Annotated in this window: 18 protein-coding genes; 3 read left to right on the top strand and 15 right to left on the bottom strand. The window is 73.4% G+C overall.

Annotated elements, in window-relative coordinates; translation table 11 throughout:
• From FHU30_RS01970 to FHU30_RS01960, 3 genes are all read right to left on the bottom strand, one after another.
• Complete coding sequence (locus FHU30_RS01970; protein ID WP_253870704.1) at positions 1 to 1,146, bottom strand: alpha/beta hydrolase; 1,146 nt, start codon at positions 1,144 to 1,146, stop codon at positions 1 to 3.
• A gap of 315 nt (positions 1,147 to 1,461) precedes the next feature.
• The gene (locus FHU30_RS01965; RefSeq protein ID WP_253870702.1) at positions 1,462 to 2,136 is read right to left on the bottom strand and encodes a response regulator; all 675 of its coding nucleotides are present in this window, start codon (positions 2,134 to 2,136) and stop codon (positions 1,462 to 1,464) included.
• An 83-nt stretch (positions 2,137 to 2,219) separates the two neighbouring features.
• The gene (locus FHU30_RS01960) at positions 2,220 to 3,041 is read right to left on the bottom strand and encodes a sensor histidine kinase (protein ID WP_253870700.1); all 822 of its coding nucleotides are present in this window, start codon (positions 3,039 to 3,041) and stop codon (positions 2,220 to 2,222) included.
• A 312-nt stretch (positions 3,042 to 3,353) separates the two neighbouring features.
• Here FHU30_RS01960 and FHU30_RS01955 point away from each other — a divergent pair, with 312 nt between their 5' ends.
• Positions 3,354 to 4,922 carry a Rieske 2Fe-2S domain-containing protein gene (locus FHU30_RS01955; RefSeq protein WP_253870698.1) on the top strand — a complete coding sequence of 523 codons (1,569 nt, stop codon included), beginning with the start codon at positions 3,354 to 3,356 and terminating at the stop codon, positions 4,920 to 4,922.
• 58 nt (positions 4,923 to 4,980) lie between these two features.
• Entirely contained in the window at positions 4,981 to 5,151 is a 171-nt protein-coding gene (locus tag FHU30_RS01950; RefSeq protein WP_253870696.1) for a hypothetical protein, read from the top strand.
• Between the two features lie 6 nt (positions 5,152 to 5,157).
• Here the strand turns inward: FHU30_RS01950 and FHU30_RS01945 are convergent, their stop codons facing one another.
• From FHU30_RS01945 to FHU30_RS01905, 9 genes are all read right to left on the bottom strand, one after another.
• Entirely contained in the window at positions 5,158 to 6,054 is an 897-nt protein-coding gene (locus FHU30_RS01945; RefSeq protein WP_253870694.1) for a glycoside hydrolase 5 family protein, read from the bottom strand.
• 7 nt (positions 6,055 to 6,061) lie between these two features.
• On the bottom strand, positions 6,062 to 6,790 hold the full coding sequence (locus tag FHU30_RS01940) for a sugar transferase (RefSeq protein WP_253870692.1): 729 nt from the start codon (positions 6,788 to 6,790) through the stop codon (positions 6,062 to 6,064).
• The gene (locus tag FHU30_RS01935; RefSeq protein WP_253870690.1) at positions 6,787 to 8,076 is read right to left on the bottom strand and encodes a lipopolysaccharide biosynthesis protein; all 1,290 of its coding nucleotides are present in this window, start codon (positions 8,074 to 8,076) and stop codon (positions 6,787 to 6,789) included. Before FHU30_RS01935 ends, FHU30_RS01940 begins: the two co-directional genes overlap by 4 nt.
• A complete protein-coding gene (locus FHU30_RS01930) occupies positions 8,073 to 9,377 on the bottom strand; it encodes an O-antigen ligase family protein (RefSeq protein WP_253870688.1) in 1,305 nt (434 codons plus the stop codon). The genes FHU30_RS01935 and FHU30_RS01930 overlap by 4 nt, the downstream gene beginning before the upstream one ends.
• A 5-nt stretch (positions 9,378 to 9,382) precedes the next feature.
• Complete coding sequence (locus FHU30_RS01925; RefSeq protein ID WP_253870686.1) at positions 9,383 to 10,633, bottom strand: glycosyltransferase; 1,251 nt, start codon at positions 10,631 to 10,633, stop codon at positions 9,383 to 9,385.
• Positions 10,634 to 10,715: 82 nt separating this feature from the next.
• Positions 10,716 to 11,897 (bottom strand): polysaccharide biosynthesis protein, encoded by a 1,182-nt coding sequence (locus FHU30_RS01920; RefSeq protein ID WP_253870684.1) that lies wholly within the window; start codon positions 11,895 to 11,897, stop codon positions 10,716 to 10,718.
• Positions 11,898 to 11,901: 4 nt separating this feature from the next.
• Positions 11,902 to 13,113 carry a DegT/DnrJ/EryC1/StrS family aminotransferase gene (locus tag FHU30_RS01915; protein WP_253870682.1) on the bottom strand — a complete coding sequence of 404 codons (1,212 nt, stop codon included), beginning with the start codon at positions 13,111 to 13,113 and terminating at the stop codon, positions 11,902 to 11,904.
• Between the two features lie 4 nt (positions 13,114 to 13,117).
• Positions 13,118 to 14,455 carry a hypothetical protein gene (locus FHU30_RS01910; protein ID WP_253870680.1) on the bottom strand — a complete coding sequence of 446 codons (1,338 nt, stop codon included), beginning with the start codon at positions 14,453 to 14,455 and terminating at the stop codon, positions 13,118 to 13,120.
• Positions 14,456 to 14,981: 526 nt separating this feature from the next.
• Complete coding sequence (locus FHU30_RS01905) at positions 14,982 to 15,647, bottom strand: response regulator (protein ID WP_253870678.1); 666 nt, start codon at positions 15,645 to 15,647, stop codon at positions 14,982 to 14,984.
• Positions 15,648 to 17,608: 1,961 nt separating this feature from the next.
• Between FHU30_RS01905 and FHU30_RS01900 the strand changes: the two genes are divergently transcribed.
• Positions 17,609 to 18,742, top strand: a complete 1,134-nt coding sequence (locus FHU30_RS01900) for an NAD-dependent epimerase/dehydratase family protein (RefSeq protein WP_253870676.1) — start codon at positions 17,609 to 17,611, stop codon at positions 18,740 to 18,742.
• A 59-nt stretch (positions 18,743 to 18,801) separates the two neighbouring features.
• On the opposite strand, the gene FHU30_RS01895 is transcribed toward FHU30_RS01900, so the two are convergent.
• From FHU30_RS01895 to FHU30_RS01885, 3 genes are all read right to left on the bottom strand, one after another.
• The gene (locus FHU30_RS01895; protein WP_253870674.1) at positions 18,802 to 19,968 is read right to left on the bottom strand and encodes a cytochrome P450; all 1,167 of its coding nucleotides are present in this window, start codon (positions 19,966 to 19,968) and stop codon (positions 18,802 to 18,804) included.
• Between the two features lie 66 nt (positions 19,969 to 20,034).
• Positions 20,035 to 21,771: an N-acyl-D-amino-acid deacylase family protein gene (locus FHU30_RS01890; RefSeq protein ID WP_253870668.1), complete on the bottom strand. Its 1,737-nt coding sequence runs from the start codon at positions 21,769 to 21,771 to the stop codon at positions 20,035 to 20,037.
• Positions 21,768 to 22,751 (bottom strand): SDR family oxidoreductase, encoded by a 984-nt coding sequence (locus tag FHU30_RS01885; RefSeq protein WP_253870666.1) that lies wholly within the window; start codon positions 22,749 to 22,751, stop codon positions 21,768 to 21,770. The genes FHU30_RS01890 and FHU30_RS01885 overlap by 4 nt, the downstream gene beginning before the upstream one ends.
• Positions 22,752 to 22,846 lie beyond the last annotated feature (95 nt).

The following is a 22,846-nucleotide window of genomic DNA, read 5'->3' as shown; positions in this document are numbered from 1 at the left end:
TCACTCCCCCTGAAGGTGGTCGCTCAGCCACGTGATCGTGGGAGGGATGTACTTGCGGAACGCCTTGAAGTTGTGGCCGCCGGAGTCGAGCATCCACTTGTCCACGACCAGCGGCGGGCGCACCGCCTCCATGAACTTCTGCGCGCTCGGGTAGGTCTTCTCGCCGGTCAGCGCCGACGCCACCAGGATCGACACCGGCGGCTGCGGAAGGTTCCTCAGCCGCCAGGTCAGGTTGTTGCTGTTGCGGACGGCCTTGCTGCCGCCGTACAGGTCGCGGGTGGTGGTGTCGAGCAGCGCGTGGAAGTGCCCGGCCATGCTGGACGCGGCGGAGAACCGGTCGGCGTGCAGCATCGCCAGCTTCGTCGCGCAGTAGCCGCCGGTGGAGTACCCGGCCAGGCCCCAGCCGCGCCGGTCGCGGGCGGTCCGGTCCTTGTAGGTGCCGCTGATCGCGTCCGGGACGTCCTGGCTGAAGAACGTCTCGACCTGCGGGCCGCCCGGCACGTCCGCGCACTCGGTGTCCCAGCCGTTCTCGACGGTCGGGCGCATCATCACGTAGATCATCGGACGCGCCTTGCCGGACGACATCTGCAGGAACGCCTCCTCCGGCACGTGCCCCTTGTCGATCCAGGTGAGCCGGTCGGCGGCCGGGTAGCCCGCGATGAACACCGCCACCGGGAACCGCGCGGCCTGCGTCTTCTTCTGGAAGTACTGCGGCGGCAGGTACACGTACGCCTCGGACTTCAGCCCCGACCGGACGCCCTGGATGTCCAGGTGCTGGACGAGGCCGTCCTTGGCGGGGGTGCGGCCGTGGCCGGGGCCGAGCTGCGCCGCGGACTTCACCGTGACCAGCGAGGACGCGGCGGCGTGCGGGTTGGACGGCGGCTTCTCGGTGACCTGCGACTTGCCGCCCGCCGCGCCGAGCAGGTCCGACCAGCTGCCGTAGAACAGGTAGTACTTGTTCACGGCGGTCAGCACGAGCGCGACGATCACCAGCTGGACGCCGGCGAGCACCCCGATCCGTCCGGCCCAGGCGAGCGGCCCCCTGCCGCCCAGCCGGTTCCAGCCGCGCCACGCGACCAGCACCAGGACGGCGGCCAGGATCACCAAGAGCAGGACGATGAGCCCCCAGCCCGTCAATCCCAGCATGTGCAGGTCCCCCTAGTGGTTCTCACTCCGCCCCGGCGTCCGGGCGTCCTGGCGGACGCGTCCGGGCACCCTTGGAGAACTCGGCGAACATGCGGCAGAGTTCCAGCGAAGATTCAGAGATGGATCGTAATGGGCGCGCATGGGTGCCCCGGGCGATTCCGTCCGTCACCCTACCGACCTGTGGGTTAGCCGCACGTTTACCCTGTGTCCAAGATCACCAGAGCCGCCCGAGACCTCCGGTTCACCTCCGCCCCGCGCCCGCAGGACGCCGACCGCGGGCGAGGCGCCGGCCGGGGGGCCGGGGCGCGGGCGGGGTCAGCCGGCGAGCCATTCTCCCGTCTCGACGCTGACCAGGCCGTGCCGGGCGGCCTCGATGACCGCCTCGCGCTGGGAGTGCACGCCGAGCTTGCTCAGCACCGACTGGACGTGGCTGCGCGCGGTGCTGCGCGTGACGCCCATCGCCTTGGCGAGCGTCTGGGTGGACTCGCCGCGCGCCAGCCGGGTCAGCACCTCGCGCTCACGCGGGGTGAGGAACCGCGCGACCCGCTGCGCCTGCGTCCGGCCGGGGACGCCGGGCCGGGCGCCCGGGCGGCGCGCCGCCTGCTCGGCGACGATCTCGCCGCGCCCGACCCGGCGGAGCACCGCGAGGATGTCGCCGGCCTGCTGGCCCTTGTCGGCGAAGCCGCTCACCCCGGCGGTGAGGCCCGCCGCCAGCACCGCCGGCTCCAGGTAGCCGGTGAGCACCACGAACCGGGTGGACGGCGCCGCCGCGCGCAGCCGGGGCATCCACTCCAGCGCGGTCGTGCCGGGGAAGTTCAGGTCGATCAGGCACAGGTCGGCCCGCCGCGCGCGTAGCACGGCGAGCAGCTCGGCGGGGGAGTCGACCTGCCCGACCACGGCGTACCCGGCGTCGGCGAGTACCAGCGCCAGCGACTCGGTGAACACGCGGTGGTCGTCGCAGACGACCACCGTGACGGCGGCACCGCTCATGCCGTCCCCCTCCCACCCGCGTCTCCCACGACCGCGGGTCTCATGGCCGGCCGCGTCGGCAGCGCCCGGCCGGGCCGGCCGCGTCAGCCGAGCGGCCGCCATCCGTCCCAGGCGTCGCCGGGGGCGCCGGGGCGGGCCTCGTCGCGGACCGCGCCGGTGCCCGGCGGCGGCGCGGACGGCAGCAGCAGGCGGACCCGCGCGCCGCCCATCTCGCAGGTGCGGATCTCCAGGCTGCCGCCGTAGCCGGACACCAGGTCGTGCACGATGCCGAGGCCGAGCGAGGCGAGCCCGCCGGGGGCCTGGCCGAACCCGGGGCCGTCGTCGTCCACCTGGAGGACGACCCAGCCGCGCTCGACGCCGGCCCGGACGTTCACCCGGTGCGCCGCGACCCGGCACGCGTTGTCGAGGACGTTGCGCAGCGCGCGCCACAGCGCGACCGCGTCCATGTGCGCCCAGGCGGGCTCCCCGGTGAAGCGGATCTCGTGCGGGGTGGCCAGCCGGATGCCGGTGACGACCTCGGCGGCCAGCTCGTCCACCCGGAGCCGCTGCGCGGGCGCGGGCTCGGACGGGTCGTCGGCGTCGTCGCCGGCGCCCTCCTCGTCGAGCTGGCGGAGCAGGTGGTCGAGCCAGCGGGTCTCGCCGAGCAGCTGCTCGACCCGCTCCCGGCTGGCCGGGCCGATGTCGTCGGCGACCGCGACCGCGGACGCCAGCATGATCACCGTGCCCAGCTCGTGCCGGATGTCGTGCCGCAGCCGCCGCCGCCAGAGCACCGCGTCCGCCGAACCGGCGCGCGCGCACGGGGAAGTGCCGGACGGGGCGGATGTGGTCGTCGTGCTGGAACGGTCCGGTCCGGGCGCGCGATGCGGCGGATCCTTCGGTGAGGACCGCGGCTGCCCGTGTTTCATCGGAGGACCCCCGTCCGCTTGCCGGCACCTCTCCCGGATACCGTTCCCGGATACCGCCGGGCCGCTTCCCCGCACGGCCCGTATAGCGACCGTCACCCCGCACGGCCCGCGCTGTCCAGTCAATTGACCGCCACTGACCAGCGGCTGACCGGAAGTGGACAGGCCGAATATCGGCGTCAACCCATCCCATTGTCGGAACGTCGAAGGGCGGCCCGGCAGTCACCCCGGGGTCATTTCCTTCATACCTTCGGCGTAGCGCCCTTGCGCATTCCGGTGGGTGCGCGCCAGTGGCGCGAAGGGGACAGTCGCGGTATGCCCAAGGTCAGCTTTCTCGGACATGCCGGACTCGCGGTGCGCGCGGACGCGTTCCGCCTGCTCGCCGACCCGTGGCTCGCTCCCACCGGGGCCTTCCTGGGCGCCTGGCACCAGTACCCGAGAAACGATCACCTCGACCTTCCGGGATTGCTCGCCGCGGACTGGGTCGCGGTGTCGCACGAACACCTCGACCACTTCGACCCGTGGGTCGTCGAACGCCTTCCGGAGCGGGCGGTAATCCTCATTCCCGGATATCCGGGACCGGCCTTCCGGGAACGGATGCGAAGGGCCGCGGGTACCCGCCGGGTCATTGAAGTGTCACCGTGGCAGAAATTCCCCCTGGACAATCGCGGATCGTGGATCACGGCGATTCCCGAGTTGTCGCCGATGTGTCATGACGCCGCATTTCTGGTTGTGGCGGACGGCCGCGCGGTGCTGCACGGCAACGACGCCCGGCTGACCGCCGCGCAGTCCCGCCGCGCCAAGCACCTGGCGGGCGGGCGGCTCGACCTGATGGCCCTGCAGACCTCCGGCGCGTCCTGGCACCCGATCTGCTACGAGTACCCGCCGGAGGAGATGGCGAGGGTCTCGGCGGCCAAGCGGCTCGCCAAGCTGCGCGCCGCGCACCGGCTCGTCCGGCAGACCGCGCCCGAGCTGGCCGTCCCGTTCGCCGGGCCGCCGTGCTTCCTGGACGAGGAGGTCGCGCACCTCAACTGGGTGCTCGACCAGGAGACCGGCGCGTACTGCGACCCGGAGGCGTCGGTCCGCTGGCTGCGCGAGCACCTGCCGGGCCAGCGGTTCGAGTGCTTCCAGCCGGGCGACGCGATCGACCTGGACACCGGCGAGATCACCCGCGACCCGGTCTCGGCGCGGTTCTCCTACGCCGACGCGGACCGGCCCGCCTACCTGGAGCGCTACGCCGCCGACCGGGCCGAGGCGATCGCGGGCGTGCTGGCGTCCTACCCCGAGCCCGGCCCGGACCTGTTCGAGCGGTTCGCCGCGCACTTCCACCGGCTCGGCACGCTCAGCGCCTACTTCCTCGAACAGATCGCGATGGTCGTCCGGTTCGAGGTCACCGGCCCGAACGGCGGGACGTGGGACGTGGACCTGCGGCCCGGCGGCGTGACCGTCGCCGCCGCCCGTCCGGACGTCCGGCCGCAGTACCGGATCACGGTCGCGGGGCGCTGGCTGGACACCGTCCTCACCGGCCGGCTCGCCTGGGAGGACCTGCTGATCTCGTTCCGGCTCAGCCTCTACCGCGACCCGGACGTCTACAACGACTACCTCGTCGGCCTCCTCAAGCACGCCAACGCCCCGGCCCTGCGCGCGGTCGAGGAGTACGAGACCGGACGGGACGAGTCGGAGCGGATCACCGTCCACTCCGGCGGCCGCGCCTTCGACATCCCGCGCTATTGCCCGCACGCGGGCGAGGACCTGTCCATCGGCGCCGTCGTCCGGGACGGCCGGATCCACTGCCTCGCGCACAACTTCGCGTTCGACCTGGCCACCGGCCGGTGCCTCAACGCGCGCGCCGCCGCGCTGGGGAGTCGCCCGAACCCGGAGTGAGCGCCCGGCGGATCCGGTAACGTTTCCCCCGCTTCACGGGGGTTGAGGGGATTAGCGGATGGACCTGGGGAAGATGCGGCGCGCGGTGCTCAAGGCTCGGCCGGCCGTCCGGAAGGTGCGCGGGGACCGGCGCCGCCAGGCCCTGGTGGCCGTGGTGCTGGCGCTGCTCGTCGGCGGCATGGAGATGCTCGCGCTGAAGCTCGGCTCGTTCAACGTGCCCTTGTCATAGCGAGGGTCACCGGGTGCGGTTGCGCTCTTTCAGGATGGACTGGAGGGCGGCGGCGTCCGACAGGGTCGGGCAGGCGTACTTGGCCTGGTGGCCCCACGAGTAGGCGATCTCCAGCGGCGGGTCCGGGACGAGCCGGTCCCAGCGCGCGAGGATGCCCTTGAACTGGTCGGCGGTCGGCATCCAGTACTGCTTGTCGCCGCGCGAGCAGTCCTGCCCGAACGCCTGCAGGACGGGCGCGACCGAGCCGCGCGGGATGCCGGCGTCGTCGGCGAGCCGCACCATGCGGTCGATCGTGCCGAGGTCGCAGTCGGCGCGCGGGCTCGTCCCGCCCTTGCACGGGTACGGGTCGAGCCCGACGACGTCCACGTGCAGCTTGGCGGGTGTCGCGTCCCGCATCGGCCAGTCGGTGAGCGATACGAACGCGATCTGGCCGGGCGCCTGCGCCTTCACCAGGTCGGCGCGGCGGCGGATCTCGCCGAGCACGCCCGGGCACTCGCCGGGGTTCGGCTCGTCCGACAGGTACCAGCCGTACACGCGCGGGTCGTGCCCGTACCGCCGGACGGCCGCCGCGAACGCGTCGAACGGCAGCGCGAAGCCGTCGCAGGTGAAGTTGCCGACCCAGAGCATCGCCCGCATCCCCGCCGGGACCTGCGCGAGCGAGGCGTCGTCGGGCTGGGCGTCCACGAGGTCGAAGCCGAGCTCCCGCAGCCGCGGGTAGTCGGCGGGCGTGGTGTTCAGCGCGATCCGCCGGGTGGGCGCGGCCCGCGCGGATGGCGTCCCGGCCGACGCGGACGGCCCGTGGTACGGCCGGTAGCCGCTGTCCGGCGTGCGCGCCTGGACCGCGTAGACGATCCCTGCGACCAGGGCCACCGCCGCGACGACCGTGAAGATCTTGAACTTCACCGGCGCCTCACACCGCGTCCGGGGCGTGTCCGGACGCGGGGGACTCGCCGTCCGCGCGCACCGTCCCGTCCGGCGCGGCCTCCAGGGGCGGGACGGTGAAGCCGAGGACGTGCCGGACGGTGTCCCAGAGCGCGCGCACGGTCGCGCGCAGGGACGGGTCGCGCAGGTAGACCGCGTCGACCGCGGCCCGCGCCGGGACGATCCGCTCGATGTAGTTCACCAGGTCCACCGTCTCACCTGGACCGAGAACGTCGAAGTCCCGGAACCGGACTTCCGACACCCCGGTCAGTCCCGGCCGGTGGTCGAACACCCAGCGGACGTCCGGGCCGTACCGGACGGCCAGGTCGAACGTCTCCGGACGCGGCCCGACCAGCGTCATGTCGCCGCGCAGCACGTTCCACAGCTGCGGCAGCTCGTCCAGGGACCATTCGCGCAGCAGGCGGCCGAGCCGGGTGAGCCGCGGGTCGGCGTTCGCGGTGACGGTGAGGCCGCCTACGCCGGTCCGCATCGTCCGGAACTTCAGCATCGTGAACGGCCGCCCGCCCTGCCCGACGCGGGTCTGCCGGAACAGCCCGGGTCCGGGGCTCGTCAGCCGCACGGCGCACCAGATCAGCATGAGCGGAACGCACAGGCACAGCATCCCGAGCAGCGCGCCGCACACGTCCAGGACGCGCCGTGCGCCCGAAGGCGGGATCCCGTCGGTCGGGTCGACGGGCCGCGCCGGCAGGTCGGTCATGACGGGGCCGCCTCCGCTTCGAGGACGGTCCGCCCGCGGAGCCGGGCGAACCAGGACAGCAGGACGAGGGTGGTCGTGGTGTAGGAGACCGCGGACGCGACGGCCGCGCCCGCCGCCCCGAACCGGGGGATGAGCAGCAGGTCGAGCCCGACCGTGACGGCGAGCCCGGCGGCCTGCGCGACCGAGGTGAGCCCGGGGCGTCCGATCCCGTACAGGTACGCCTGGAGCAGCCCGGACACGCCGAACGTGACGAGCCCGCAGAGCAGCAGGTAGGTCGGGTTCCGCGCGCCGTCGAACGCCGAGCCGAACACCCGCGGCAGGACGGTCCCGGTGAGCAGCGCGAGCGGCAGCGCGGCGAGCGCCGAGACCGCGAGCGCGGGCAGGATCAGCCGCCGCGTCCGCGCGGTCGCGACGTCCAGCGGTTCTTTCGCGAAGTCGGGGTACAGCACGTAGTTCATCGCGAGGCCCGGCAGCTGCACCAGCTCGGCGAACTTCGACGCGACCGTGTAGACGCCCAGTACGGACGGGCCTGCCATCGCGCCGAGGAACGCGACGTCCAGGCGGAGGTTCAGCAGGTCCACGAGCTGCCCGAGCTGTCCGCGCATGCCGAACCCGGCGATCTCGCGGCCGAGCGCGAGCGACGGGCGTCCCCAGCCGGAGAAGAAGCCGCGCCGGGCGAGGCGGCGCGCGATCCACGCGGCGGCGGCGACGTCCGCGAGGACGAGCGCGGTGACCAGCGCGCCCGGCCCGTACCAGAGGCCGAGCATCCCGGCGTAGAACGGCAGGAACACGAACTCCTCGACGGTGATCGCCAGGCTCGCGCCGCGCAGGTCGCCGGTGCCCTGGAGCAGCCCCTTCCCGACCGACACGAACCCCTGCGTGAACGACGGGACGGCCGCCGCGAGCGCGATCCAGAACCCGAACGACCGGAAGAAGAGGTGGAAGATCGCGGGGGACAGGACGAGCCAGGCCAGCCCGCCGACGACCGCGCCGCCGACGGTCAGGCACGCGACGGTCGGCCGGACGCGCCGCTGGTCGTACCGGTCCCCGGCCAGGTAGTAGGGCGCGGCGCCCATCAGCCCCGCGTTGGAGAGCTGGCAGACCATGCCCGGCAGGATGCGGACGAGCGTGAGCGCTCCGACGAGCCTCGGCCCGCCGATCCGCGCGACCAGGACCGTCGCGATCCCGAGCGAGGCGAGCGCTCCGACGCGTCCGGCCAGGTTGCCCGCGACCAGCGTGACGAGCCGTCCGCGCAGGCTGCTCCCGCGCTCCTCCACGGCCGTCATGGCCCCTCCTGGCGGCGGCGGCCGTAGAGGTCGACGGCCGCGATCAGGCCGAAGAACGCCCAGCCGTGCCGGTAGTGCAGGGTCTGGTAGAACAGCGCCGACACCAGGAACACCGCGACCAGCGCCCCGAACAGCTCCGGATGCGGGACGTGGTCTGCGTACTCGCGGTTCAGCGCGCCGCGCCGCGCGATCCGGACGCACCGCAGCAGCAGGACGAACACGAGCGCGATCACCGCGACGCCGCCGAGGAACCCGCGTTCGAGGACGGCCGCGATGTAGTCGTTGTGCGCCTCGCGGACGTAGGAGTACTGCTCGTCGTAGCTGTGCCGCCTGACCTCGTTCGGCCCGATCCCGAACGGGTGCCTCTGCTCGCGGAGCATCGTGAGCGTCGTGTTGAGGACGGTCCCGCGCGACTCGGTGCTCTCGCCGGTCGTCCGGCCGATCGAGTCGCGCAGGATCGGCGCCTGGTCTCCGACCTGCTCGACGAGCGTCGCCACGTTGATCTGCGAAAGGACGACGAGCGTCCCGCCGCCGAGCACCGCCGCGAGCGCGCCCGCCGCGACCGCGTGATGCGCCTTCCCCTCCCTGACCAGCCGCCACAGGTAACCGACGACCAGCGCGATCACGAGCGCGAGCGCGCCGCCGTTCGAGCCGGTCAGGAACTCGGCGGTCAGCAGGATCGCGCACACCGTCCAGCGCGCGCCCTTCCGGCGGGGCAGCCGCGCGGCGCGCGCGATGAAGAACACGCAGATGAACCAGTTGGACGCGTAGTTGGCGTCGCCGAAGGTGAACATCGCCCGCGCGCCGTCCACCTGCTTGCCGGACAGCGCCTCGATGCCCGCCGCCATCCCGACGATCTCCAGGACGGCGTAGAGGGTGCCGACGTAGACGTAGGCGCGCAGCGCGATCCGCGTCATGCCGGCGTCCTGGCAGAGCGTCGCGACGCACACCGCCCACAGCAGCACGAACACGTCCTTGACCAGCGGCAACGCGCCTGCGCCATCGTTCACGACCGATGCGACCGCCCCCGCGAGGACGGCCAGCAGGGTCGGCACCACGAACGGCCATGGGACGGGCTTGCGCCGCGAGGTCGCCCAGAGCAGCGTCGTCCCGGTCAGCAGGACGAGCAGGACGTCCGGGATCGCCGTGTTCCCGGGGCCGGGACCCATGCCGAACGGCATCAGCATCGGCAGCGACGCGATCGACAGCACGAGCACTATCGCCGTCAGCCGGACGCGATTCTTCCTGGGAGGCGGTGTTTCGACCTCCGGTTCGGCGGCGTCCGGCACTGTTGTGAGCATCGGCGTCACCGCTGGTGGGGACGCTGCGATGTGCCCCGGTACGTCTCGTCGAGGACGGTTCCGAGGTACGCGGGGGAGAACCAGTCGCCGAGGCGTCCGCGCGCGCGTTCGGCCATCCGCGCGGCGGCTACCGGATCGTCCAGCAGTGCGGCGACGGCGACCGCGAGGCCCTGCGGATCGGCCGGCGGGACGAGCATCCCGGTCTCGCTCGCGAGCACGAGGTCCTGGTTGGACGGCACGGCCGTCGCGACCAGCGGGATACCGGCGGCGATCGCCTCCACCAGCACGCACGGCAGGCCCTCCCAGCGGGACGCCATCGCCATCACGTCGAACGCGGGCAGCAGCTCCGGTACGTCGTCGCGGTGGCCGAGCCAGCGCATGCGCTCCTGGAGCCCGAGCTTCGTGGTGAGCTTCTCGACGTCCGGCGCCATCGGGCCGCCGCCGATCCACAGGCCGAACACGTCGTCCGGCAGTCCGGCGAGCGCCCGGACGAAGACCTCCGGCCCCTTCTGGAACTGGAGCCGCCCGACCGAGCCGACCACCTTCACCCCGAGCGGCAGGTCGAGCCGCCTGCGGGCGCGCGCCCGCGCGCCGGACGACGCGGCCGCCTCGAACGCCGACACGTCCACGGCGGGCCACGACAGCCGGACGCGGTCGGGCGTCGCGAGGCCGAGCCGCAGCGCGGTCGTCACCGTCTCCGACCCGATCGCGAGGAACGCGTCGGTGTGCTTGGCCGCGGCGCGCTCCAGCCGGACGTACACCGCGCGGCGCGCGCGCGACTGGAACTCGTTGAACGGGAACCCGTGCCAGGTGTGGACGATCCGCGGCACCCCGGCGCGGGCCGCGGCGATCCGCCCGATCACGCCGCCCTTCGCGCTGTGCGTGTGCACGACGTCGTACCGTCCCTCGGCGAGGACGGCCGCCAGCGTGCGCAGCGCGGCGAGGTCGTCGCGCGGCGAGATCTGCGGGACGAGCGTCCTGACCTGCGTGATCTCCATCCCGGCCGCGAACGCGCGCGGGGTCAGGTCGCCGGCCGCGGCGTTCTCGGCGGCGGCCTCGCCGTGCAGCACGTCCACGTCCGACCGCGCCGCCTCGCCGTCCATGCCGACCCCGCCGGTGATCACGGCCCGCTCGTACCGCTCGGGATCGAGCGCGAGCGCGCCGTGCAGCGCCACGTTCCCCGCGCCGCCGTTGAACCTGGTGATCACGGTGGCGACGCGCAGCTTGCGGTCGGCCCCCCGGCGGAACGCGCTCACGGCCCACCCCTCTCGGTCCCGGCGGTCACGGTCACGGCCCGCCCCTCTCAGCCCCGGGGTTCTCGGTCAACGGCGTGCTCCTCTACAGGCCGGGCGGGTCGGCCGGCGATCCCGCGTCGCGCGCGACGGCCGCCGCGGACGGCTCGGGCCGCCGCGCCGGGTGGTACTCGGGCAGCAGCCGCCGCAGGATCCGCCGCACCTCGGCCGCGTCGCCCGCGTCCGCCGCGCCGCCCAGCTCGTCCAGCAGGGCGGGCAGCCCGGCGGCGGGCGGCGGCGCGGGCCGGGTCGCCCAGATCTTCGGATGCGCGGTCCGCAGCCGCGCCTCGCAGTCGGCGAACGGCTTCTCCGCGAGCTTCTCGCCCGGCCCGAGGCCGCAGAACCGGATCGTCACCTCGGGCAGCCGCAGCTGCTCGGCGTACCGGTGCACCAGCTCGACCACCGGCACCGGACGGCCCATGTCCAGCACGAACGTCTCGGCGTCCTCGGCGAGCGCGGCGGCCTCCAGCAGCAGCCCGGCGGCCTCCTCGGCCGTCATGAAGTGCCGCGCGACCTCCGGATGGGTGATCGTCACGGTCTCCCCGGCGGCGATCCGGTCGGCGAGCAGCCCGAGCAGGCGCCCGCGCGGGCCGAGCACGTTCCCGATCCGGACGGCCGCCAGCCGCGTAGGCCCGCCCGCCGCGGTCTGCAGCAGGAACTCGCCGAGCCGCATCGTCGCGCCGAACACCGAGGTCGGGTCGGCGGCCTTGTCGGACGACACGAGCACCAGGTGCCGCGCGCCGTGCCGGACCGCGCCGTCCAGCACGTGCCGCAGCCCGAGGACGTTGTCGGCGACACCCCGGCACGGGTCCCGCTCGACCCGGCCGAGGTCGTGCCGCCCGGCGGCGTGGAAGACCAGCTCGGGGCGCGCGGCGGCGGTCAGCGCCGCGACCGCCTGGCCGTCCCGGACGTCCGCGGGCGCGGCGGCGACGCGGGTCGCGGGCAGCCGCGCGGTCATCTCGTGCCGCAGCCGCGCGAGCCCGGACGCGTCGATGTCCACCAGCGTCAGCTGCGCCGGGTCGAGCCGCTTCAGGCCGTGGCAGAGCGCCGAGCCGACCGTCCCGCACGCGCCGGTCACCAGCACCCGCCGGTCCCGGACGAGCCGCCGCGCGCGCGGGCCGGTCACCATGACCTCGTCCCGGCCGAGCAGCAGCGCGAGCGGCGTCGCGGGCCGCGGGGCCGCGGGCGGCGGCGCGGGCTTCGGGGAACGTCCGGGGAACCAGCGCATGGGCTCAGCCCGCCACCGCGGGCCGGCGGCGGCTGCTCAGCGCGCCGCTCAGGCCGGTCACGACACGGTCCTGCTGCGCCTCGGTCAGGCCGGGGAACAGCGGCAGCGACAGCAGCTCCTCCGCGACCCGGTCGGTCACGGGCACGGCTTCGCACTCGTCCGGGCCGAGCAGCGTCCGGTAGGCGGACATCTGGTTGACCGGGATGAAGTGCACCGACGTCCCGATGCCCGCCTCGGTCAGCTCCGCGATCAGCGCGTCGCGGTCGGGGACGCGCACCTGGTACAGGTGCCAGGCGTGCGTGATGCCGTCCAGGTTCCGCTGCGGCAGGACGAGCCCGGGCAGGCCGCCGAGCGCCTCGTCGTAACGCCGGACGAGCCTGGCGCGCTCGTCCTGCCAGCCGTCCAGGGCGGTGAGCTGCGCCCGTCCGATCGTCGCCTGGATGTCGGTCATGTTCGCCTTGAGACCGACGTTCCGGACGTCATAGCGCCAGCTCCCGCCGGGCAGGTAGCGCTTCCAGGAGTCCTTGCTCATGCCGTGCAGCCGCGTCGCGCGGATCCGGTCGGCGAGAACCGGGTCGTTGGTCGCGACCGCGCCGCCCTCGCCGATCGGCATGTTCTTGGTGGCGTAGAAGCTGAAGCACGCGGCATGCGCATCGGCGCCGGCCTTCCTGCCGCCGCGAGCCGCGCCCGGCCCGTGCGCCGCGTCCTCTACGACGCGCGTCCGATCGAGCCTGGCCGCCGCCGCGAGCGCCGCGACGTCCACCGGGTAGCCGCCCTGGTTCTGCGTGACCATCGCCTTCGGCCCCGTCCGGGCGGCGGCCTTCGCGACGGTCTCCTCGGACGGGACGAGCGTGTCCTCGTCCACGTCCACCAGTACCGGCCGCAGCCCCGCGTGCAGGATCGCGTTCACCGCGCCGCAGAAGGTCAGGCTCGGCGTCAGCACCGGCGCACCCGGCGGCAGGTCCAGCGCCCGCAGCGCCAGCTCCAGCGCCGCCGTACAGGACGCGACCGCCACCACGGCGTCCGCCCCCAGATACTCCGCAAAGTCCCGCTCAAACCCCCCGACCTGCGGCCCCGTCGTCACCCACCCCGACCCCAACGTCTCAGCGACCCGCGCCGCCACCCCGCCCGCAAAAGCCGGAACGGCAAACGGCACCTTGCCCCGCTCCGCCCGATCTCGGCTCGCACGGTCCTGCTTCGCGCCGACCTGACCCATCCCACTACCTCTTGATCTTCCGGCTGGTCGCGACGACGCCGAGCAGCGGCCAGCCGGACGCGGCGACCAGGTCGCGCACCGACTCCAGGCCCGCGGCCGGCGTCACCGACCCGGCCACCGCCACCACCCCGAACCGCTCGTCCGGCGCGGGATCGACGTCCTCGAAGGCATGCACCAGCGTGAGCGCGCGCAGCTCGACGGGCTGGGTGACCTCGGTCGGCGAGGCCGCCTCGTCCGCTTCGCGCGTCAGGACGGACCGCCCGCTCGCCCGGACGACCGACGTCGACGGCGGCTCACCCGGCGGCGGCGTGGTCGCCGCGTCGTCGCCGTCCTTCCCCGAAACGTGTCCCTTGCCGTTCATCGAACTCTTCTCCGGCTCGGGCACTTGACTCGGGACGACCCGCGTCCGGTTCCCGTACACGGCCTCGGCGACCTGCGAGACCAGCTCGGCAGGCAGCGGACCGCCCGCCGCCGACACCACCGTGACCTGGCCGACCCCGGCCCGCCGCGCCGCCAGCCGGACGGTTCGTCCGAGCGCTGCCTCCGCTTGTGACCGGCCGAGCCATCCCAGCAGCGGGACGTCCAGCCTCCGCGCGACCCGGCGCTGCCCCGGCACGGTCGGCCGGACCATCTCGATCACGACCGCCGCGAGGATGCCGAGCACCAGCCCGCCGAGCCCGGCGACCACCGCCATCATCACGGTCGGGTCGGACTTGGGCGCGAGGATCGCGGGCTGCGCGACCGAGGCGTTCCCGGCGGCGCTGAGCTGCGCGCGCAGCTCGGTCCGGCTGGCCTTGAGATCGGTGAGCTGCGCCAGGATCCGGTCGGTCGCGGTGCCGGGGGAGGCGTCCGCCTGCTGCTTCTCCAGCGCCGTGATCTGCTGGTTCACCTGGTTGAGCTGGTTCTGCACCGCGCCCTGGTTCGAGGTGTTGATCTCGTCCACGGTCTCGGTCGCGACGGCCTGCGCCAGCTTGAGCGCGGCCGCCGCGTCCCGGTCCTTGACGGTCAGCTCGACCACCGTGGACGTGCCGAGCCCCTTCGCCGTGATCTGCTTGGCCACCTTGTCCGGATCGCGCGCCAGCCTGCCGTCCTTCACGACCTTCGCGAGCAGGTCGTGCCCGGTCGCGAACGCCTTGGCGGTGCTGACCGCCGCGCTCACCCCGTTGTCCCCGGCCGCCCCGGCGGCGGCCCCGCCCGGCACGACGATCCGCGCCTGCGCCGCAGCGGGCTGCGCCCGCCCGCTCATCAGCGCGAACACCGCCAGCAGCGGAACCAGCGTCAGAACCAGCAGCAGCGCCCAGTACGTCCGGACCACCCGGGCGGCGACCTCGTCGATCTCCACGGCTCCGGCCCCCTAGGAGGGCCTCCGCCCCCACGGCTGAGCTGACACCGCGAGCGTAAGAAGGCCACAACAACCCCGAATCGCCCACAAAGACGACCCACCTACGCCTTTTGCGGGTCCACACCCCTCCGCACGGCGCGCCCTCCCACCCAGCGCAAAGCCCACCCCCCCCGCCCCCCAGCCCAGCGCGCCCCCGCCCCCTTGCGCGGCGCGCGCTCCCGTTCGCCTGCGCGGCGTGCGCCCGGCCCCTGCACGGTGCGCGCCCCGTGCTCTGCACGGCGAGCGCTCCCGTCGGCCTGCGCGGCGTGCCCACGTATACCTGCGCGGCGCGCTCCCTTCCGGTCCGCGCGGCGTGGGCCCGTCCACCTGCGTAGCGTGCTCCCGTCCGCCCGCGCTGGGTGCGCGTGCGCCCCCAACCCCTTCCCAGTCCGCGCCCGAGCCCTGCATGGCGCGCGCTCCCACGCTCCTGGACGGCGCGCGCTCTCGTTCGCTTGCGGGGCTTGCGCGCCCGTCCTCCCCGCCGGGGCTAGTGCTCCTCGGACGGGCGCATGCCGGCGCGCATTGCGAGGGTGATGGCTTCCAGCGCCGAGTGCATGTCCAGCTTGGCGAGCAGGTTTTGCGTGTGGGTGCGGACGGTGTTGGCGGACAGTCCGAGCCGGTCGGCGATCTCCGCGCGGTTCAGGCCGTCCACCATGCACTGCAGCACCTCGCGCTCGCGCGGGGTGAGGTCGGCGAGCAAGCGGTCCGCGCCGTCCGGCTCGGGCGGCCCGGACAGGAGGCGGCGCAGCACCTCGCCGAGCAGCTCCGGTGGGACCCACCCGCCGCGCCGCGCCGCCTGCCGGACGACCTCGGCGACCCGCTCGGCCCGCTCGGTCTTGGACAGGAACCCGACCGCGCCGCGCCGCAGGCAGCGCACGACGGTGTCCACGCCCTCGGCGGCGGTCAGCACCACCACCCGCACGTCCGGATGCCGCTCGCGCAGCCGGACCAGCACGTCCAGTCCGTTCTCCGCGCCGAGGTCCAGGTCGAGCAGCACCACGTGCGGACGCTCGGTGGCGGCTAGCGACAGCGCCTGCCGCCCGCTCGCCGCGACGGGCAGCACTACCAGGTCCGGTTCGCGCCCGAGCCGGGCCGACAGCGCCTCGGCGAACAGCGCGTGGTCGTCCACGACCAGGACGCGGGTGGGTTGCATCCCGTCACCTTCCGCGCTACCCGGCGGTAGCGAATCCCGCAAACGCTGTAGACGCGCGTCCAGCTACGGACATCTCCCCCACCCGAGACCCCCGCACAACCCGCCCCCACCCACGCCCAACCCCCCCCGTCCGTAGGCACCCCCCGCGCGTACGAGCCCCTAGCGCGTGCGCGAGGCCCAGTGCGTATGCGAGGCACCAGAGCAAGCGCAAGCCCCACCGCGTATGTGAAGCTCCGGCGCGCGTGTGAGGCCTGCGTGTGTGAGGTCCCAGAATGTGCGGAAGTCCCCGGCGCGTGCGCGAACCGCGTGAGGCCCCGGCGGGCGCGCGAGGCCCGGAGCGTGAGCGAGCTCCTGGCGCGTGCACAAGCCCCAGCGCATGCGCGAGGCCCTGTCGTGCGCAACGCCCCAGCGCATGCGCGAGCCTTCGGCGCGAGCGTGAGACCGCAGTACATGCGTGAGGCCTAGCCCGTTACGCAGCCTTAGCGCGAGGGCGTGCCACGGCGCGAGCGTATGCCACGGCGCGAGCGTGTGCCACGGCGCGAGCGCGTGCCACGGCGCGTGTGCGAGACCCGGCGCGCGTGCGTGGTCCCCGCGCGTGCGCCCGGCTCCTGCGTGGGTGAGGCCCCAGTGCGTGGACGGCCCGGACGTGTGTGAGGCCTTGGCGCGAAATTGTGAGGCGCCGGCAGGCGGGCGCGCCAGGGGCCCCGCGCGTGAGGGCCCCAGCGCGTGCGTAAGCCTGAGCGCCTAGGCGAGGCCCAGCCCGAGCGTGAGGCCTCGCCCGCATGAGGGCCCGGCGTGTGCGCCAAGCTCAGCACGTGTGCGAGCCCTGGCACGAGCGTGAGGCCCCGGGCATGTGTGAGGCTCCGGCGTCTACGCGCCCGCTCCGCGAGGTCCGGGTGTGTGTGAGGCTCCGGCGTGTGCGCAAGCTTCAGCGCGAGGCCGGAGCGGGCGTGAGGCCCGGGCGCGTGAACGCGAGGCACTGCGCGTGTGCGGGCCCGAGCGCTTGCGCGCGTCCTCAGCACGTACGTGAGGCCTCGGCGGGCGCGCAAGGCCCCGCGCGCGTGAGAGGCCTGGTGTGTGCAAGCCCCCAGCGCGTGCGCGGCTTGGGCGCGTGCGTGAGGGTCCCCGCGCGAGCGAAAGCGCCAGTACGTGCGCAAGGATCCAGCGTGTGCAGGCCCCGGCGCGTACGCAAGCCCGGCGCGTGTGTGATGTTCCGGCGTGTGTGTGAGGCCCCAGTACATGTGCGGCCTGGCGCGTGTGTGAGGTTTTGGTGCGAGCTTGGGCGGGCGCCTCTGTGCCGTCCCGACGTGTGTGAGGCCCCGCGCGTGCGCGAGCCCCCGGCGCGCGTGTGAGGCCGGCGGACATGTGAGGCCCGGCGGACGTGCGAGGCCCTGCGAGCGCGTGCCCCCGGCACGTAAGCAAGCCCCCCGGTGCGTGTGCAAGGCCCAGCGCGTGCGCGGCCTGGGCACGTGGGCCTCCGCACGTGTGTGAGGCACCGCGCATGCGCGAGGCCCGAGCGCGTGTGAGGCCCTCGGCGTGTGCGCAGTCTCCAGCGCCTGTGCGAGGCGGCAGTGCGAGCTTGTGGGCTCGCGCATACGCAGGCCTTGGCCGATGAGTGAGGGCTGGGGGCGTGGGTGAAGGGGCGGTGTGGGGGTGAGGGGCAAGTGTTTTGTTAGGGGGTGGTGTGGTTGTGAGATATTGAAGTTTGTGTGAAGGGGGGTTGGGTTTGTTAGAGGGTGTTACTTGAGTGAAGAGGGGGTGCTTGTGGGATGGGGTGTTGGGTGGGGGGTGGGTTGCGCGCGCGTGGGTGCGGGCGCGGGGGCGTTGGGGTTTGGGGGCGGCGAAACGTGGTGGGGGACGGGGCGTCCGGTGCTGGTCAGTTGGTTAACGCGGCGTTGACCCTGCGAGGAGGCTTGCGGATTCTGTCCGTACCGAGCCACGGGGAGCACGATCGGTTAGGGGTGACCGCAGTGAAAGTGCTGATCACAGGGGGAGCGGGGTTCATCGGGAGCACGATCGCGTCGGCCTTCGCCGAGCGCGGCGCCACGCCGGTCGTGCTCGACAGCCTGGTCACCGGACGGACGGAGTTCACGGCCGGGAAGGTCTTCTACCGCGGCGACATCGGGGACGGCGTGCTGGTGGACCGGATCTTCGCCGAGCATCCGGACATCGCCGCCGCGGTGCACTGCGCGGCGCTGATCGTCGTGCCGGACTCGGTGCGCGACCCGTCCCGCTACTACCGCGTGAACCTCACGCGGACGCTGGAGTTCGCCGAGCACCTGCGGCGCAACCACTGCGACCGGATGGTGTTCGCGTCCACGGCGGGCATGTACCGGCCGTCCCCGGACCTGTCGGTCACCGAGGCGTCCGAGCTCGACCCGCGCAACCCCTATACGCGCTCGAAGGCGATGGCGGAGGCGGCGCTGCGCGACCTGGCCGGGGCCTACGGGCTGCGCGTGGTGTCGCTGCGCTACCTGAACCCGATCGGCGCGGACCCGAAGATGCGCACGGGCCTGCAGTCGGGGAAGCCCACGCATGCGCTCGGCAAGATGATCGAGTCGTACGAGACGGGCGTGCCGTTCAAGATCACGGGTGTGGAGTGGCCGACCCGCGACGGGACGGCCATCCGCGACTACATCCACGTCTGGGACATCGCGCGCGCCTTCGTCACCGCCGTGGAACGTTTCGACGCGATCGTCCCGCCCGCCGCCGGAACTCCGCCCGCGCGCCTGGCCGGTGCCCCGTCCGCAGGTCCGGCTGGTGCTCTGCCTGCGTCCGATGCCGTGGCCTCACCCGCACGCTTGGCCGGCGCCCCGGCCGCGAGTACGCCTGGTGCTGCTTATCAGGTTGTGAATTTGGGGACTGGGGACGGGACGACCGTTCGGGAGTTGGTCGAGGCGTTTCGGGCGGTCGTCGGGGACGGGTTGGTTGTGGAGGAGGCGGCGGCGCGGCCGGGGGACGTGGTCGGGGCGTTCGTGGATCCGGCTAAGGCTTGGGAGGTTCTCGGCTGGAGGCCGGAGTTCACGATCGGCGATGCCATTCGGCACTCGCTTCAGTGGGCCGAGCATCGTCGACGTCTGGACGTCGTCGCCTGACCGGCGTCTGGCGGCAGCCGTCCGGCCCGCCGTCTGGCGGTCGTCTGGTCGGCGCATGGCTAGGTTCGTCGCTGGAGGGTGATTGGGAAGGTGGTTACGCCGCGGACGAAGGCGTTGCGGAGGATGCGCGGGCCTTCGAGGTCGGCATGCGCGGCCGATCCCACCCGGGCCACGAACTCCTCGAAGAAGATTCGCAGTTCGAGCCGGGCCAGGGACGCGCCGAGGCAGAAGTGGGGGCCGAAACCGAACGCGACGTGGTCGCCTGGCGGGCGGGTGACGTCCAGCTCGTCCGGACGGTCGAACACCGCCTCGTCGCGGTTCGCCGAGCCGTACATGAGGACGACCTGCTGCCCGGCCGGGACGGTCACGCCGGCGATCTCGGCGTCGCGGTCCGCAGTGCGGCACATGTTGAGGATCGGCGTCGTCCACCGGACGAACTCCTCGACCGCGCCGGGGATCAGGCCGGGGTCCTCGCGCAGCAGCCGCCACTGGTCCGGGTGCCGGATGAGCGCGTCGATCGCGGTCGCGATCACCGTCCGGGTCGTCTCCGCGCCGCCGACGAGCAGGAGCAGCGCCTCGTGCGCGAGGTGCTCGTCGTCGTAGCGGGGGCAGCCGCCGCCCGCGTTCGCCCAGAGGGTGAGCAGGTCGGAGGTCGGGCATTCGCGGCGGTCCCGGGCCATCTCCAGGACGGCCATGGCGAACTCGCCGACGGCGACGGTCGCCTCGTGCGTGACGTAGCGCTGCCCGCCGCCCGCGTAGACGGCCGTCGCCGACCAGTGCGCGAGCTTCGGCCACGCCTCCTCGGGGAAGCCGAGCAGCCAGCCGATCACGCGGGCGGGCAGGGGCGCGGCGAGCGTCTCCACGGCGTCCGATGTGCCCTGGTCGAGGGCGTTCTCGATGCAGTCCACGGCGGTCGCGCGGATCCGGTCCGCGTAGCGGGCCACGCCGCGCGGGGTGAACCGCTGGTAGACCAGGCGGCGGCGCTGGGCGTGCTCCGGGTCGTCCACTCCGATCATGGACGGGTCGGAGGCGAGCTGCGGCCGGTACCCGCCGCCGTTCCGCCACAACTTCGGGTCGCGTTCGACGGCGAAGACGTCGGCGTGCCGGGACACGCCCCACAGCCCGTTCGCCTCGTCGTGGTAGACCGGCGCCTCCGCGCGCAGCCACTTGTAAACCGACCAGGGGTCGGTCGCGTACATCTCGCCGTCGAGCAGGTCCACGTTCATGCCCGGCCTCCTCGGTCTGCTCGGTCCACGTTCATGACCGGCCTCCTCGGTCCGCTCGGTCCGCGTTCATGACCGGCCGCCTCGGCCCGCGAGGCCGCCTCGGACGAGCCGTCCGGGAAGCTCGCCGGTGGGTTCGCCGTCCGCGAAGGTCTGGACGCCGCGGACGAAGGTGGCGAGGTACCCGTCCGCCCGCTGGACGATGCGGCGGCCCCCGGCGGGCAGGTCGTACCGCACCTCGGGACGCCGCAACGCGACGGTGTCCAGATCGATGAGGTTGAGGTCGGCCCGCATGCCGGGCGCGATGACACCGCGGTCGGCCAGCCCGTACAGGCGGGCGGTGTCGCGGGTCATCATCCGGACGACGTGCTCGACGGGCAGGCGCTCGCCGCGGCTCCGGTCCCGCGCCCAGTGGCTCAGCATCGTCGTGGGCAGGGACGCGTCGCAGATGAAACCGCAGTGCGCGCCGCCGTCGCCTAGGCCGAGGACGGCGCGCGGGTGCGTCAGCATTTCGCGCTGTGCGTCCAGGTTGAAATCGGAGTAGTTGAGTAGCGGCATCATCAGGACGTTGCGTCCGTCGTCCTCCAGCAGCTCGTCATAGAGCAGCTCCATAGGGTCGCGTCCGGATGCTGCGGCGCGTGCTGCAACGGACGTGTCGGGGTGCGGCTCGTAGTCGGGGTTGCGTTCCGCCAGGGGGAACAGCCGCTCGGGGAAGCCGCGGACCATCGCGGCGAGGATGTCCTCCTGTTCCGGACGTTCGGCCAGGATCCGAGCCTTCATCTCGGGGTCCCTCATGCGCGCGACGCGTTCGGCCCTCGGCAGTAGTGCCATCTCCACATAGGACGGGTGGTCGCCGAACGCATGGAGCGAGTCAAGGCAGATGAGCATCCCGAACGGACGGGACGCGACCTGTGGGAACAGCATCGCCTCGGCATCGGACGCGGACATTTCCAAGAGTTCGCGCCACAACTCCGGGACGGCATCGATCTGTAGGAGAGCGAACGAGACGGGCCGTCCGATGGCTTTGGAGAGCCGCCGCATCCAGGCGACCTCCTGCGCGGGCGCGTTCACGTCCTCGCCCGCCGCTCCTGCGGGAGCCAACTCGTACACGCCGCGTCCGAGCTCGCGGAGGGCTTCGCCTATGCCGAACAGCTCGTCCTCGGCGGCGAAGGTGCCCGGCACGTACTCGCCGTCGATGGCCTTGTGCGTGAGCGTCCGCGATGTGGAGAAGCCGAGCGCGCCCGCCGCGACGCCCTCCTTCACGATCGCCTTCATCGCGGCGATGTCGGCGGCGTCCGCGGGTTCGTTGCGCGCTCCGCGCTCGCCCATCACGTACGCGCGGACGGCGCCGTGCGGCACCTGCGTGCCGAGGTCCATCGTGAAGGCGCGGCGGCCCAGCGCGTCCAGGAACTCGGGGAAGGACTCCCACTCCCACGCGATGCCCTCGGCGAGCGCGCTGCCCGGGATGTCCTCCACGCCCTCCATCAGCCCGATCAGCCAGTCGCGCCGGTGCGGCTGGGCGGGCGCGAACCCGACGCCGCAGTTGCCCATGACGGCGGTCGTCACGCCGTGCAGGGAGGACGGCGCGAGCACCGGATCCCAGGTCGCCTGCCCGTCGTAGTGCGTGTGGACGTCCACGAAGCCGGGCGTGAGGGCCGCGCCGCCCGCGTCGACCGTGCGCCGGGCGCGGCCGGAGACCGTCCCGACCTCGGTGATCCTCCCGTCGGCCGCGGCGACGTCGGCCGCGCGCGGCGGCGCGCCCGTCCCGTCGACGACCAGCGCGTCCCTGATGACGAGATCGTTCATGGTGCCTCCCCGCGCAGTGCCTCGGAACCTCGGCGTAGTGCCTCGGCGTCTCCGCGCTGTGCCTCGGTGTCTTCGTGCAGTGCCTCGAGACCTCCGTGCAGTGCCTCGAGACCTCCGCACAGTTCCTCGGGACCTCCGCGTTGTGCTTCGAGACCTCCGCGCGGTGCTTCGGGGTCTTCGCGCGGTGCCTCGGGGGCGCCGCGGAGTGCCTCGGGGCCGAACATGGGCTCGAACATGGCGCGGTAGTCGGGGCCGCGCCGCAGGTGGTGGCCGCCGTCCACGTTGATGACCTGGCCGGTGATCCAGGACGACTCGGGCCCCGCGAGGAACCGCGCGGCCTCGGCGATGTCCTCGGGCTCGCCGGTGCGGGAGATCGGCATGCAGGCGAGGTAGTCGTCCAGGATCGGCCCGGCGTCGGCGATGCCCGCGACCAGTTCGGTGCGGACGAGCCCGGGCCGGATGCCGTTCACGCGGACGCCCGCGCCGCCCAGCTCGTCCGCCGCGAGCCTGACGAGGTGGTCGACGGCCGCCTTGGACGGCCCGTACGCGCCGAACCACCGGTGGGTGTTGGACGACGCGATGGACGAGATCGCGACGAACGCGCCGCCGCCGTCGCGCGCCATCCGCCGGGCCGCGTGCTTGAGCGTGAGCATCGTGCCGGTCGCGTTCAGCTCGAACGTCCGGCGCCAGGCGTCCGCGTCGAGCCCCTGGATCGGGCCGATCGAGGTCGAGCCGCCCGCGCTGTGCACGACCGCGCGCAGCGGGGCGTCCCGCGCGGCCTGCTCGACCGCGGCGGCGATCGCGTCCTCGTCGGTGACGTCGGCGACGGCGTACGGCAGGCCGGTCCGTTTCAGCTTGGCCTCGGTCCGGCCGCAGACCGTGACGCGCGCGCCGTCGGCGGCGAGCCGGCGGGCGCAGGCGAGGCCGATGCCGCTGCCTCCCCCGGTGACCAGTGCGGACGTGCCTTCCAGCGAGCCCATCGCGCCTCCCAGAGCGGCCCGGGGATGGAATGAGACGTGAGGCTAGGCTAACGTCCGAACCAAGCGATTGGTAGGTCAGAGTTCCGCTCACCGGG

The organism is Actinomadura rupiterrae (genome assembly GCF_024172125.1).
In the GTDB taxonomy this organism is placed as follows: domain Bacteria; phylum Actinomycetota; class Actinomycetes; order Streptosporangiales; family Streptosporangiaceae; genus Spirillospora; species Spirillospora rupiterrae.
Note: the sequence above shows the minus strand (reverse complement) of the source record. Positions and strands in the feature narration are given on the sequence as shown.